Origin of the sequence: Dyella solisilvae (assembly GCF_003351225.1) — a bacterium.
Lineage (GTDB): Bacteria > Pseudomonadota > Gammaproteobacteria > Xanthomonadales > Rhodanobacteraceae > Dyella > Dyella solisilvae.
The window spans coordinates 135,160-147,990 of sequence record NZ_QQSY01000002.1 but is presented as its reverse complement, the minus strand read 5'-3'; the positions used below and the strand labels follow the sequence as shown (position 1 = coordinate 147,990).

Genomic DNA, 12,831 nt, shown 5'->3' with positions numbered 1-12,831 from the left:
TGCCGGCTGGCGGCGGGCCGGGCGGGCGGGTGTCGAGCAGGCGCTCGGCGCAGGTGCGGCAGGCCCTGGCCGGGTTGGCCAGGTAGACCGGCTTGCCGTCGCGGTCATCGATCTCGCTGATGAAATACGGTGTCACCAGGTAACCGCCGTTGGCGAACACCGAGTACCCGCGGGCCATGCTCATCGGCGAGACCGAGGCGGTGCCCAGCGCCATCGACAGGTTGTTGGGCAGCGAGTCCAGGCTGAAGCCGAAGCGGGTCGCGTAGTCGCGCGCATAGCGCACGCCGATGGCGTCCAGCAGTCGCACCGACACCAGGTTCTTGGACTGCACCAGCGCCTCACGCAGACGCATCGGGCCGTCGAACTTGTCATCGTCGTTGGACGGCGTCCACAGGCCGCCCGGGCGGGACGGATCGGGCAGGGCCAGCGGGGCGTCGTTGACGATGGAGGCGGGGGTGAAACCCCTCTCAAACGCGGCCGAGTAGATGAACGGCTTGAAGCTCGAGCCCGGCTGGCGGGCAGCCATCACGGCGCGGTTGAACTTGCTGCGTAGGAAGTTGAAGCCACCGACCAGCGCCTGCAGAGAGCCGTCTTCGGGGTTGACCGAGACCAGAGCGGCCTGGGCGGCCGGGATCTGGGTCAGCTGCCAGTGGTCCTTGTCGTCGCGAGCCAGGCGCACGATGTCGCCCCGCTTGAGCAGGCTGGCGACGCTCTTGGGATGGATCCAGCTCATGGCATCCAGACCCAGCTTCACCGACTGGCGATTGGCCAGGTAAATATTGGCCTCGCCCGGAGACACCTGGGTGACGATGCCCGGCTCCATGCCGGAGATGTCGGTATAGCCGGCCAAGGCGCGCTCCAGTTCCTCCGGGCTCGCATCCGCGGCCAGGTCCTGGTGGGCTTCCGGGCCGCGCCAGCCGTGGCGGTGGTCATACTCGACCAGTCCCGAGCGCACCGCATCCACGGCGGCCTGCTGGCGGCCGCTCTGGATGGTGGTCTTGACCACATAGCCCTCGGTCAGGGCGTCATTGCCCAGGCGGTCGAGCACCTGCAGGCGCACCATCTCGGCCAGGTAGGGGGCGTCCACCTCGATCGGCGGTTCATGTGGCGAGGCATTGTTGGGCTCGGCAACGGCCTGCTCGTACTCGGCATGGTTGATGTAGTGGTTCTCCAGCATCTGGCCCAGCACCCAGTTACGGCGGGCCAGCATGCGCTTGGGGTTGTTCAGCGGGTTGACCACCGAGGGCAGCTGGAAGGTCGAGGCCAGGGTGGCGCATTCGGCCACGCTGAGCTGACCCAGGGTCTTGCCGTAGTAGTAGGAGGCTGCAGCGGCCACGCCATAGGAGCGGTGGCCGAGGAACATCTTGTTGAGATAGAGCTCCAGGATCTGGTCCTTGGTCAGCTCACTCTCCATGCGCAGGGCGATGAAGATCTCGGTCAGCTTGCGCGAATAGAGCTTTTCCGGGCTCAGGAAGAAGTTGCGCGCCACCTGCTGGGTGATGGTGGAGCCGCCTGGGCCCTTGTCGCCGCCGGAGACGACCACGTGCCAGCCGGCGCGGGCGATGCCGTGCCAGTCCACGCCGGGATGCTTGTAAAAGCTGGCGTCCTCGGCGGACAGCACGGCGTGCTTGAGGCGATCGGGCACGGCCCCGATGGCGACCGGGATCCGGCGCGTCTCACCAAAGCTTGCGATCAGCTTGCCATCGGCGGACAACACCCGCAGCGGCACCTGCATGTGGTAGTCCTTGAGGACGGCCACCGAGGGGAGGCGAGGGGAGACCAGCCAGTAGGCCACGCCGATCGCCGCGACCCCCAATAGCAGGCCGGTAAATGCCAGGCCCAGGATCCAGCGCAGCAACCGCTTGAGAATTTGCATGGTAAGGGTGTTTGCGAGACGTAAGTCAAAACAAGACAGAGTATAGATGTAGGAGTATCCCCGGCATGAACCGGGTGCGTCACAGCAAGAAGTGGACCACCCAACGTAATGGCCCAAGTGTGGATACCGTCACGCGAAAGAGTCGAGAAAAAGCTCGTAGGCCGTTGCCAATACATTAATTTTTGGTTTTAATGCCAACGCGCATCCCACCGACACAGGTGCGGGCGCCCAGGGGCAAGGGGGAAAATCGTGGGGCTCTTTACACCCAAGAAGCCGCCGCTTGTTGGCGTCGACATCAGTTCGACTGCCGTCAAGCTGCTGCAGCTCAGCCAGGCCGGCGGTCGCTATCGCGTGGAACACTACGCGGTTGAGCCACTGCCCCCCAACGCAGTGGTCGAAAAGAACATCGTCGAAGTCGACGCGGTGGGCGAGGCCATTCGACGCGCCATGGCGCGGTCGGGTTCCAAGCTCAAGCACGCGGCGGCGGCGGTGGCCGGCTCGGCCGTGATCACTCGCATCATCCCGATGCCGAGTGAACTGTCCGAGGAAGACCTCGAGGGTCAGATCCAGGTCGAGGCCAACCAGTACATCCCGTACCCGATCGAGGAAGTGAGCCTCGACTTCGAGGTGCTCGGGCCAGTGCGTGACAACCCGGAAATGAACAACGTGCTGCTCGCGGCCTCCCGCACGGAGAACGTGGACATGCGCGTGGCTGCGCTCGACCTCGGTGGCCTCAGCGCCAAGGTGGTCGACGTCGAGGCCTTCGCGATGGAAAACGCCTTCGCGATGGTCGCCGACCAGCTCAACGTCGGGCGCGATGCGCTGGTGGCGGTGGTGGACATCGGCGCCACCATGACCACGCTGTCGGTGCTGCGCAACCAGCGCACCATCTACTCGCGCGAGCAGGTGTTCGGCGGCAAGCAACTCACCGACGAAATCATGCGCCGCTACGGCCTCTCCTACGAGGAAGCCGGTCGCGCCAAGCGCAAGGGCGGCCTGCCGGACTCTTACGAGAGCGAGGCGCTGGAACCGTTCAAGGAATCGCTGATCCAGCAGATCAGCCGCCTGCTGCAGTTCTTCTTCGCCGGCAGCGAGTACAGCAAGGTCGACCAGGTGGTGCTGGCCGGCGGTTGCGCCTCCATTGAAGGCATCGGCCCGATGCTCGAGCAGCAATTGGGCGTGCCGTGCGTGGTGGCCAACCCGCTGGCGCGCATGTCGCTGTCGCCGCGCGTGCAGGCGCAGTCGCTGGCCCAGGATGCCCCCGCGCTGATGATTGCAGTCGGCCTCGCGCTCAGGAGCTTCGACTGATGGCACACATCAACCTACTCCCGTGGCGCGTTGATCGCCGCAAACAGCGCGAGCGCGAGTTCTTCATGCAACTGGCCGCCGCGTTTGTGGCGGCGGTGCTGGTGTTGTTCGTGTGGGCGTTCTGGATGGATCAGCGCGTCGACACCCAGAACGAGCGCAATACCTACCTGACAGGCGAGATCAAGCAGCTCGACGAGCGCATCGCGAAGATCAAGGACCTGGAAAAGGTGCGCGAACGCCTGCTGGCCCGCAAGCAGATCATTGAGCAGTTGCAGGCGAACCGCTCGCAGATGGTCCACCTGTTCGATGAACTGGTGAAAACCATCCCGGCCAGTGCGCGCCTGGGCGGCCTCAAGCAGGTCGGCGACTCCATGACGCTGGAAGGCGTGGCTCAGTCCAACGCGAGCGTCGCCGAGTACATGCGCAACATCGAGGCGTCGCCGTGGATGGGTCACGCGGACCTGCGCAAGACCGAGAACACGCATGGCGACAGCCGCCTGCCGTATGCGTTCGGTCTCGACGTCGCGCTGAGCCGGCCCAAGTCGGATGAGAACAGCGACGGCTCCGACGACCGTGCGCCAATTTTGCCGGCCGCTGCTCCGAACTCTGCGCCGGCCACGGCAGGCACGGCAGCCGCTCACCCGGCGCCGGCCGCTGCTGCCGAACCGGGCAAGCCCGCCGCAGCCGCCAACGCATCGACCGGGGGCCAGCCGACCAGCCCTGCAGGCAACGGGGGAGCCAAGCCATGAAGTTCCTCAACGACCTGCAAAGTCTTGACCGCAACAACATCGGCGGCTGGCCGCAGTCGATCAAGGTGTTCTTCACCGCGCTGGTGTTCGTCCTCGTCATGTTTCTTGGCTGGTACCTCTATGTGAGCGACCAGCAGACGACGCTGGAGCAGTCGGCCAGCAAGGAAGAGCAGCTCAAGAAGGAGTTCTCCGAGAAGCAGGCCAAGTCGGTCAACCTGGAAGCCTTGCAGCAGCAGCTCGACGAGATGCAGGACATGCTGCGCCAGCTGCTGCGCCAGCTGCCCAGCAAGACCGAGATGCCCGAACTGCTGATCGACATCTCGCAGACGGCGCTGTCGGCCGGCCTGGAAACCGAGCTGTTCCAGCCCGGCCCGGAGTCGCCGAAGGACTTCTACGCGGAGAAGCCAATCCAGCTGCGCATGGTGGGCACCTATCACCAGTTTGGCGCCTTCATCAGTGGCGTGGCTTCGTTGCCGCGCGTGGTGATCCTGACCATGCACGACGTGTCCCTGACGCCCAAGACCAAGGACGCCAAGAGTGGCGTGCCGGCCGGCGGGCTGCTGGTCCTGCAGGGCACGGTGAAGACCTACCGCTATCTGGAAGACGATGAGAGCGCCGAGGCCAAGGCAGCCAATGCCAAGTCGGCCAACGGCAAGCCGGCCGCGAAGACGGGGGGCAAGAAATGAGCAAGTGGGCTCCCAACATGCCTGCCAAGTCGGCAAAGGCGCTGCTGGTGTGCTGCGCGCTCCTGACCCTCGCTGGTTGCAGCGGCCAGGACGACCTGCACCAGTGGGTCGCGCAGGAGAAGCAGAAGAAGGGCGCGCCGATTCCGGCGTTGCCTGTCATCAAGACCTTCGAGACGTTTCAGTACAACGACCAGGACAAGCGCGATCCGTTCAGCCCCAGCACGGCGGAGCTGCAGCAGAACAACGCCAATGCCGGGCCGCGCCCCGATGAGAACCGCTCCAAGGAACCGCTGGAGATGTTCGCGCTCGACAGCCTGAAGATGGTCGGCACGGTCGGTACGGGCAGTGGGCTGGAAGTGCTGGTGAAGGATCCAGGTGGCGTCATCCACCGCGTCCATCGCAACGAATACATGGGCCAAAACTACGGGCGGGTCACCTCGATCAACGAGGACCACATCGACCTGGTGGAACTGGTTTCCAACGGAAATGGTGGCTGGATGGAACGTCCCGCCAGCATCGCGCTCGGCGAGAAATAAGAAACAGGGGCTGATGCAATGACCAAGCAAATGAAAACTGTCCGAGGCCGTGTCCTGCGCCAGGCTAGCCGCTTTGTGGTCGTCGGCTTGCTGACGCTGGGCGCCGCCTGGTCGAACGCCGCGGCCGCCGCCACCAGCACCCTGAAGGACATCAGCTACGACCTGCTGCCTGGTGGCCGCGTCGAGCTGCATCTGAACTTCGCGCAAGGGCCGGTGCCGGAACCGAAGATCTTCACCACCGGAAACCCGCCGCGCATCGCGGTCGACTTCGCCGATACCGACAACGCCGCGCCGCGGCACATCGATATCGGCAAGGGCTCGACCACGGGCGTATCCGCCGTCTCGGCGGGCGGACGCACCCGCGTCGTGGTGGAATTGCTGCGCGATTCCACCTACCGCTCCCGCGTGGAAGGCAACAGCCTGGTGTTGACCGTCAACAACGGCACCGAGGCTGCAACCACCACCACGGCCGCCACGATCGATCCGTCCAAGGCGCTGCCTTCGATGGCCAACGGTCCGGCGGTGTCCAACATTGACTTCCGCCGTGGCCCGAACGGTGAAGGCCGTGTGCTGATCGATTTCAGCGGCGCTGGCGCCAATGCGGACATGAAGCACCAGGGCGACAAGGTGCTGATCGACATTGATCACGCGACCTTGCCGGCCAACCTCGCCCAGCGCCTGGATGTGCTCGACTTCGCCACGCCGGTGCAGTCGATCAACACCAAGGCCGGCGTGCGCGGCGGCGCCCACATGGAGATCGCTGTGAAGGGCCCGGTGGATACCTCGGCCTACCAGAGCGGCAACCAGTACGTGGTCGAGATCGCCGCCAAGAAGAAGGATCCCAAGGCGACCGATCCGAAGTTGGCCAAGGGGCAGGAGCCGGTCTACAGCGGCAACCGCGTGACCTTCAATTTCCAGGACATCCCGGTGCGCTCGGCCCTGCAGCTGCTGGCCGACATTTCCGGCCTCAACCTGGTGGCTTCGGACACAGTGGGCGGAAGCGTCACCCTGCGTCTGGTCAATGTGCCATGGGATCAGGCGCTGGACGTGGTGCTGCGCGCCAAGAGTCTGGACAAGCGCCGCAACGGCAACGTGATCTGGATCGCGCCGCAAGAAGAACTCGCCAAGTACGAGGAGAGTGTCGCCGAGGCCCGCATCAAGGCAGAGGACAATGCCGAACTAGTGACCGACTATGTGCCGATCAGCTATGGCAAGGCCAAGGACATTGCCAAGCTGCTTACCACGGGCAGTACGCAAAGTTCGGGCAGCGGCGGTGGTGCCGGTAACCATTCTCACGGATTCCTGTCTTCGCGCGGCAGCGTCTCCTTCGACGAACGTACCAACACCCTGCTGATCAACGACAATCCTCAGAAGATCCATGAGCTGCGCGACCTGATTGCGGTGCTCGACCGCCCGGTCCAGCAGGTGCTGATCGAGTCGCGCATCGTAATCGCCACCGACAACTTCACCCGCGAGCTGGGCGCCAAGCTGGGCCTTCAGGGCAACAAGACCAATCCGAGTGGGCAGGTCCTGTCGACCGGCGGCTCATCCAATGGCGATGGCACGGCCAGCGGCATCAACGTCAATCTTCCGGCGACCAACCCGTCGGGCAGCTTTGCCCTGGGCATTCTCGGCAAGAACTACGCCCTGGATCTGGAACTGTCTGCTGCGCAGACCGAAGGTCGTGGCGAGGTGATCTCCAGCCCGCGCGTCATCACCGCCAACCAGCAGGAAGCAGTGATCCGCCAGGGCCAGGAAATCGGCTATGTGACCTACCAGAACAGCGCCACCGGCGCGGCCGGCAGCGGTACCGCCACCGTGCAGTTCAAGGACGCGGTGCTGGAGCTGAAGGTCACCCCGACCATCACCGCCGACAACCGCGTGTACCTGATGATCAACGTGAAGAAGGATGCGCTGGCCCAGTTCATCACCGTGCCGGGCAGTGGCCAGGTGCCGCAGATCGACACCCGCGAGATCAACACCTCGGTGCTGGTCGATAACGGCCAGACGGTGGTGCTGGGTGGCATCTACGAGATCACCAAGCAGAACACGGCGAGCAAGGTGCCGGGTCTGGGCGACATCCCGGGTCTGGGCATCCTGTTCCGCAACACCCAACGGGAAAGCGACAAGGCCGAGCTGCTGATCTTCGTGACGCCGCGCATCCTCAGCGATAGCCTGCAATAAACCGACGGATTCGTCGGATGACAAAGGGCGGCTTCGGCCGCCCTTTTTCTTGCCCGGCCGGATGACTTTGCCGGGCCAGAAGTCATGGAGAGTAAACTTTCCCGACGCGTTAAGGTCTGTCGTACCGCACCCGATTTGAGACGATCGACCCGATGGACATGCCCGAAGCCAACCCGACATCACGCCTGCAAGCGGCTTTCCTGCAGGTGCGCGACGAACTGCAGCGCAGCGTGATCGGTCAGCCACACCTGATCGATTGCCTTCTCGTGGCCCTGCTTGCCGATGGCCACCTGCTGGTCGAAGGGGCGCCGGGATTGGCCAAGACCACCGTCGTGAAGGCGCTCGCAGGGTGTGTCGAGGCGGACTTCCATCGCGTGCAGTTCACGCCGGACCTGCTGCCGGCGGACCTCACGGGCACCGATGTGTTCCGGCCGCAGACCGGTGGCTTCGAATTCGAGCGCGGCCCGCTGTTCCACAACATCGTGCTGGCCGATGAAATCAACCGGGCGCCGGCCAAGGTGCAGTCGGCCCTGCTGGAGGCGATGGCTGAGCGGCAGATTACGGTCGGTCGCAGCACCTGGCGGCTGCCTGAGCTGTTCATGGTGATGGCGACGCAGAACCCGATCGAGCAGGAGGGCACCTTTGCGTTGCCCGAGGCGCAGCTGGACCGCTTCGTCATGCATGTGACCATCGGTTATCCCGATGCCAAGGCGGAACTGGCGATCCTCAAGCTGGCCCGCGAGCAGGCGCGGCGCACCCTTCATCCTGTGCAGTCGTCACGGCCGTTGCTCACCCAGGCGGACGTGTTCAGCGCGCGCGACGCGGTGCTCGCCGTGCATATGGCGCCCGCGCTAGAGGAGTACATCGCGCAGCTGGTGCTGGCGACCCGCGACGCGGGCGCCTACGGCAAGGAGCTCAAGCGGTGGATTGCCTGGGGCGCCAGTCCGCGCGGCACCATCGCGCTCGATCGCTGCGCCCGTGCGCACGCCTGGTTGAGCGGCCGCGACTTCGTGCTGCCCGAGGACGTCCATGCCATTGCGCACGAAGTGCTGCGCCATCGCGTGCTGCTCAGCTATGAGGCCGAAGCCGAGGGCGTGCGCAGCGACCAGGTGGTTCGCCGCGTGCTGGATCTCGTGCCCTTGCCGTGAACGCTTTCGTCAACCTTGATTCCGAGGGCGACGGAAGGACCCGCGTCCGGCTCGACGAGTTGGTGGCATTGCGCAGCCGCGTCGCCAAGGCGGCCTTGCCCCGGCTGGAAAGTCGCGCCCTGCATGCAGGGCAGCAGGGCAGCCGCCTGTACGGTCGCGGCATGGACTACGCCGAGTCGCGCATCTACCAGCCAGGCGACGATGTTCGCCGGCTCGACTGGCGACTCACCGCGCGCAGTGGGCGGTTGCACACCAAGTTGTTCGAAGAGGAACGCGAGGGACGTCTGCTGATCCTGCTGGACACCCATGAAAGCATGCGTTTCGGCACGCGCGTGCGCTTCAAGGCGGTGCAGGCTGCAAGAGTGGTTGCGCTTGCAGCGTGGTATGTCGTGCGCGCCGGTGAGCGCGTGGGACTTATGGAATTTGGCGATGGCCATCGCCTGCTGCGCCCCCAGGGTGGCCCCAAAGGAGCCTTGGCGGTGTGCGGCGCCCTGGTCGACTGGGATGCACGCCGCCAGTCCTCGCGCGGCGAATCGCTGTCCAACGCGCTGCAGCGCGCGGGCCGCCTGATGCATGGCACGAATCGTGTGCTGGTGGTCAGTGATGGACTCAGCTGCGACGAAGCCGCGAAGGGGCGGCTGCTCGATCTGACCGGCAAGGCTGATGTGCGCGTGCTGGTGGTCGCTGATGCGCTGGAGCTGGGCTTGCCGCCGCCGGGGCACTATCCCCTGGAGCACAAGGGCGAGCGCCGCGAGGTCACCCTGTTCGGTGAGCGGCAGCGGCGGGAATTCCAGCAGCGGCTGGGCGCCGGCCAGCAGCGGCTCAACGCAATCGCCCAGAGCCTGGGCGTGCCCCATCGCACTATCGACACGGCGGCCGATCCGCTCGATGCCTTGCTGGCCTTGCTGGCGTTGCTGGCCCCGGGAGCGCGTCGATGACCGCGCCAGCCAATACATCCACGACTCCAGGGTTGGTGCTGCGTGACATCCATTTGCCGCCGTCACCCTCCTGGTGGCCGCCGGCGCCGGGCTGGTGGATCCTCGCCGCGCTGATCGTGGTGATGGTGCTGGCCTGCGCATGGTTGTGGCGCCGCAAGCGCCTTCGTAACCGGGAAGAGCAAGCCCTGCTGGCCGAGCTCGATGCCCTCGCCGAACGATGGCAGGGACAAACCTCGCGTCTGGCGGCGTCCATCCATCAATTGCTCCGGCGTGGAGCCTTGCGCTTCGATGTGAGCGCGGGACAGCATCAGGGTGAAGCATGGCGGCGCACGCTGGCGCAGGCGCCGGTGGCGCCGGATATCGTGGACCGGCTTGCGGCCCTCGAACTGGCCATGTACCGCGCTGATGCACCGCTGGATACCGAGGCGACCATCGCAGCCGCACGACAATGGCTGAAACAGGCCTGGCGCATCAGCCCGGGAAGGGCGCGCTCGTCGGTACCCACGCAGACACCTGCGCAGGAGCATGGCGATGCCTGAGTTCGCCTGGCCGTGGGTGGCCGTCCTGCTGCCGCTGCCATGGTTGCTACGGCGTTGGTTGCGCCGTGCAGCGCCTGGCGTCGCCTTGCATTTGCCGCACCCCGGACTGCAGCTGGCCGCTGCGGAGCGCCAGTCACAGCGGAGTTGGCGGTCGTGGCTGCTGGTGTTGGCCTGGTTATGCCTGTTGCTGGCGGCGGCGCGCCCTCAGTGGGTGGGGCCACCACAGTCGCAACTGCGCAGCGGCCGCGCGCTGCTGCTCGCCGTGGATCTCTCGGGGAGCATGCGCACCGATGACATGGAACTTGGCGGTCAGCCGGTGAGCCGATTCGGCGCCGTCGAGGCGATCGCGGGCGACTTTATCGCGCGCCGCAGCGGCGATGAGATGGGGCTGATTCTGTTTGGCAGCCGTGCTTTCCTGGTGACGCCGCTCACCTATGACCTGGACGCCGTACGTGCGCAGCTGCAGGGAGCGACGGTGGGGCTGGCTGGCACCGAGACGGCGATCGGTGACGCCATTGCGGTGGCGGTCAAGCGCCTGGCGGGCCAGCCTTCGCAAGCGCGGGTGGTGGTGCTGTTGACCGATGGCGTGAACAACGCCGGCAGCATCGCGCCGCTGGATGCCGCACATGCGGCCAAGGCGGCCGGCGTGCGCATCTACACGATTGGCATCGGCGCCACGGAGATGCGCGTTCCGGACCTGTTTGGCACGCATACCGTCAACCCGTCCGCGGATCTGGACGAAGGCATGTTGCGCTCTCTCGCCACGCAAACCGGCGGGCGGTATTTCCGCGCGACCGATTCGTCGCAATTGGCCGACGCCTATCGCGCCATCGAGGCGCTGGAGCCGATGCCGCAACAGGGGCCGACGCTCAGGCCACGCCATGAGTTGTTTCGCTGGCCGCTCGCGCTTGCCGTGATCGCGTGGCTGTTGGCGTTGGCGCCTCGTGCGCGTCGCCGGGAGGCTGCCGCATGAGCGAGGCGGTGCAGCAGTTTCATTTCCTGCGACCCGAATGGCTGCTGGCGCTGTTGGCCTTGCCGCTGTTGCTTGCCTTCACCGTCCGTCGCGACCGCGCGCGGGAAGCGCTGGGCCAGCTGGTCGACCCCGAGTTGTTGCCGCACCTGCTGCGTGGCAAGGCGCAGCCGCGACGCACACCGGCATGGCTGTTCGCCATCGGCTGGGTGCTCGCGGCCCTGGCCATGGCAGGTCCCACCTGGAGTCGCGTGGCCCAGCCGCTGTATGCCAGGCGCGCCGCCCAGGTGGTGGCGCTATCACTGTCGCAGCACATGCTCGCGCGTGACGTGGCGCCCAGCCGGCTCGACCGCGCCCGCTACAAAGTGCGCGACCTGTTCGCGGCCAATCATGATGGGCTCAACGCCCTGGTGGCATACGCCGGCGAAGCGTTCGTGGTGGCGCCGCTGACTTCCGATGCCGGCAGCCTGCGCGACCTGCTGGACGCGCTGGCGCCGGACACCATGCCGGTTGACGGTGACAACGCCGCCCAAGCCATCGAGCGCGGCGTGGCGCTGATCGGTGACGCGAAAATGGTCGGTGGCGCGCTGGTGCTGGTGACCGATGACGCGGATGCGGCGGCCCAGGCGGCCGCGCGCAAGGCGTACGACGCCGGCGTGCGCGTATCGGTGCTCGGCGTGGGCACCCCGCAGGGCGGGCCGGTGCCGCAGGCGGGCGAAGGCTTTCTGCGCGATGCCCACGGCGACCTGGTGATGGCGCAACGCAATGATGCGGCCTTGGCGGCGCTCGCCGAGGCGGGTGGCGGACGCTATGCGCCGATGACCGATGACCATGCGGACATCGATGCGCTGCGCGGCCAATTGCAGGCGCAGGGTCCGGCCATGGTGGCGGCTGACCTGCACGGCGACGAATGGCAGGACCGCGGCCCTTGGCTGCTGTTGCCGTTGCTTCCCTTGGTGGCGCTGTCGTTCCGTCGCGGCTGGCTCCTGCTGATGCCGCTTGCGCTGCTGCCATGCCTGCCCAATGCGGCGCACGCCAGCACTTGGAGTGACCTGTGGAGCCGACCGGACCAGCAGGCCGCCGCCGCCTTGCAGAAGGGCGACGCCAAGCAGGCGCAGCAGATCGCCCGCGATCCGGCGTGGCGCGGCGCTGCCGCGTATCGCGCTGGCGACTACCCCGCTGCCGCCAAAGCGCTGCATGATCTGCCGGGATCCGCGACCCAATACAACCTCGGCAACGCGTTGGCGCGCCAGGGTGACTACCAGGGCGCGCTGCAGGCCTATGACCGAGCGCTCAAGCAGGATCCCGCCAATACCGACGCTCGCGCGAACCGAAAGGCGGTGGAAGACTGGATGAAGCGACAGCCGCCGCCGCAACGCGGTGGCGCGCGCAACGACAACAGCAAGAACGGTCAGGGCAAATCGAGCACCCCGCCGGATGGCGCGCAGGGCCAGGCGCAACAGGCGGACAAGGGCGCCGCGCAGGATCAGGGCCAGGGTCAGCCTTCGCAGTCGACGCAGGGCAACGCGCAGGGTGGCGGCAACGACAAACAGGGGCGCGACTCGTCGCGCGATCAGGGCAAGTCGGCGGATGCCTCCGCCAGTCCGCCGAGCGCACAGGAGCAGGCCGAGCAGCAGGCGCGCGAGGCACAGGCGCAGCAGGCGCTGCAAAGGCAGATGGATCAGGCGCTGGGCAAGTCCGGCCAGACACGACAATCGGCGACCCACGAGCTGGGCAGGATGGAAGCGGACGACGCACAGTCCAAGCTCCCCGCCGACGTGCGCCAGGCGTTGTTGCGCGTGCCCGACGATCCGGGCGCCCTGTTGCGACGCAAGTTTGAACTCGAGTACCGGCAGCGCCATGGCAACGTGGCCGCGGAGGATGATTCGCCGTGAAG

At 66.3% G+C, this 12,831-nt stretch carries 11 protein-coding genes; 10 read left to right on the top strand and 1 reads right to left on the bottom strand.

Annotation, left to right across the window (positions count from 1 at the left end):
• Nucleotides 1-1,876: penicillin-binding protein 1A (locus DVT68_RS07965; protein ID WP_233523398.1), on the bottom strand; the 1,876-nt coding region annotated here is incomplete at its 3' end.
• Between the two features lie 249 nt (nt 1,877-2,125).
• Between DVT68_RS07965 and DVT68_RS07960 the strand changes: the two genes are divergently transcribed.
• From DVT68_RS07960 to DVT68_RS07915, 10 genes are all read left to right on the top strand, one after another.
• Nucleotides 2,126-3,184 (top strand): pilus assembly protein PilM, encoded by a 1,059-nt coding sequence (locus tag DVT68_RS07960; protein WP_114824556.1) that lies wholly within the window; start codon nt 2,126-2,128, stop codon nt 3,182-3,184.
• On the top strand, nt 3,184-3,933 hold the full coding sequence (locus DVT68_RS07955; RefSeq protein ID WP_114824555.1) for a PilN domain-containing protein: 750 nt from the start codon (nt 3,184-3,186) through the stop codon (nt 3,931-3,933). The genes DVT68_RS07960 and DVT68_RS07955 overlap by 1 nt, the downstream gene beginning before the upstream one ends.
• Nucleotides 3,930-4,619: a type IV pilus inner membrane component PilO gene (locus DVT68_RS07950; RefSeq protein WP_114824554.1), complete on the top strand. Its 690-nt coding sequence runs from the start codon at nt 3,930-3,932 to the stop codon at nt 4,617-4,619. The genes DVT68_RS07955 and DVT68_RS07950 overlap by 4 nt, the downstream gene beginning before the upstream one ends.
• Entirely contained in the window at nt 4,616-5,155 is a 540-nt protein-coding gene (locus DVT68_RS07945; RefSeq protein ID WP_114824553.1) for a pilus assembly protein PilP, read from the top strand. Before DVT68_RS07950 ends, DVT68_RS07945 begins: the two co-directional genes overlap by 4 nt.
• Before the next feature lie 30 nt (nt 5,156-5,185).
• A complete protein-coding gene (locus DVT68_RS07940; RefSeq protein WP_233523397.1) occupies nt 5,186-7,339 on the top strand; it encodes a type IV pilus secretin PilQ in 2,154 nt (717 codons plus the stop codon).
• 152 nt (nt 7,340-7,491) lie between these two features.
• On the top strand, nt 7,492-8,487 hold the full coding sequence (locus tag DVT68_RS07935) for an AAA family ATPase (RefSeq protein ID WP_114824551.1): 996 nt from the start codon (nt 7,492-7,494) through the stop codon (nt 8,485-8,487).
• Entirely contained in the window at nt 8,484-9,425 is a 942-nt protein-coding gene (locus DVT68_RS07930) for a DUF58 domain-containing protein (RefSeq protein ID WP_114824550.1), read from the top strand. Before DVT68_RS07935 ends, DVT68_RS07930 begins: the two co-directional genes overlap by 4 nt.
• Nucleotides 9,422-9,964: a DUF4381 domain-containing protein gene (locus tag DVT68_RS07925; RefSeq protein ID WP_114824549.1), complete on the top strand. Its 543-nt coding sequence runs from the start codon at nt 9,422-9,424 to the stop codon at nt 9,962-9,964. The genes DVT68_RS07930 and DVT68_RS07925 overlap by 4 nt, the downstream gene beginning before the upstream one ends.
• Nucleotides 9,957-10,937: a VWA domain-containing protein gene (locus DVT68_RS07920; protein ID WP_114824548.1), complete on the top strand. Its 981-nt coding sequence runs from the start codon at nt 9,957-9,959 to the stop codon at nt 10,935-10,937. The genes DVT68_RS07925 and DVT68_RS07920 overlap by 8 nt, the downstream gene beginning before the upstream one ends.
• Nucleotides 10,934-12,829 (top strand): VWA domain-containing protein, encoded by a 1,896-nt coding sequence (locus DVT68_RS07915; protein ID WP_114824547.1) that lies wholly within the window; start codon nt 10,934-10,936, stop codon nt 12,827-12,829. The genes DVT68_RS07920 and DVT68_RS07915 overlap by 4 nt, the downstream gene beginning before the upstream one ends.
• Nucleotides 12,830-12,831 lie beyond the last annotated feature (2 nt).

What these genes read in the sequence shown, in the direction of transcription:
- DVT68_RS07955 (WP_114824555.1), top strand. Translation starts at nt 3,184, where the DNA reads ATGGCACACATCAACCTACTCCCGTGGCGCGTTGATCGCCGCAAACAG.
- DVT68_RS07950 (WP_114824554.1), top strand. Translation starts at nt 3,930, where the DNA reads ATGAAGTTCCTCAACGACCTGCAAAGTCTTGACCGCAACAACATCGGC.
- DVT68_RS07945 (WP_114824553.1), top strand. Translation starts at nt 4,616, where the DNA reads ATGAGCAAGTGGGCTCCCAACATGCCTGCCAAGTCGGCAAAGGCGCTG.
- DVT68_RS07940 (WP_233523397.1), top strand. Translation starts at nt 5,186, where the DNA reads ATGAAAACTGTCCGAGGCCGTGTCCTGCGCCAGGCTAGCCGCTTTGTG.
- DVT68_RS07935 (WP_114824551.1), top strand. Translation starts at nt 7,492, where the DNA reads ATGGACATGCCCGAAGCCAACCCGACATCACGCCTGCAAGCGGCTTTC.
- DVT68_RS07925 (WP_114824549.1), top strand. Translation starts at nt 9,422, where the DNA reads ATGACCGCGCCAGCCAATACATCCACGACTCCAGGGTTGGTGCTGCGT.
- DVT68_RS07920 (WP_114824548.1), top strand. Translation starts at nt 9,957, where the DNA reads ATGCCTGAGTTCGCCTGGCCGTGGGTGGCCGTCCTGCTGCCGCTGCCA.
- DVT68_RS07915 (WP_114824547.1), top strand. Translation starts at nt 10,934, where the DNA reads ATGAGCGAGGCGGTGCAGCAGTTTCATTTCCTGCGACCCGAATGGCTG.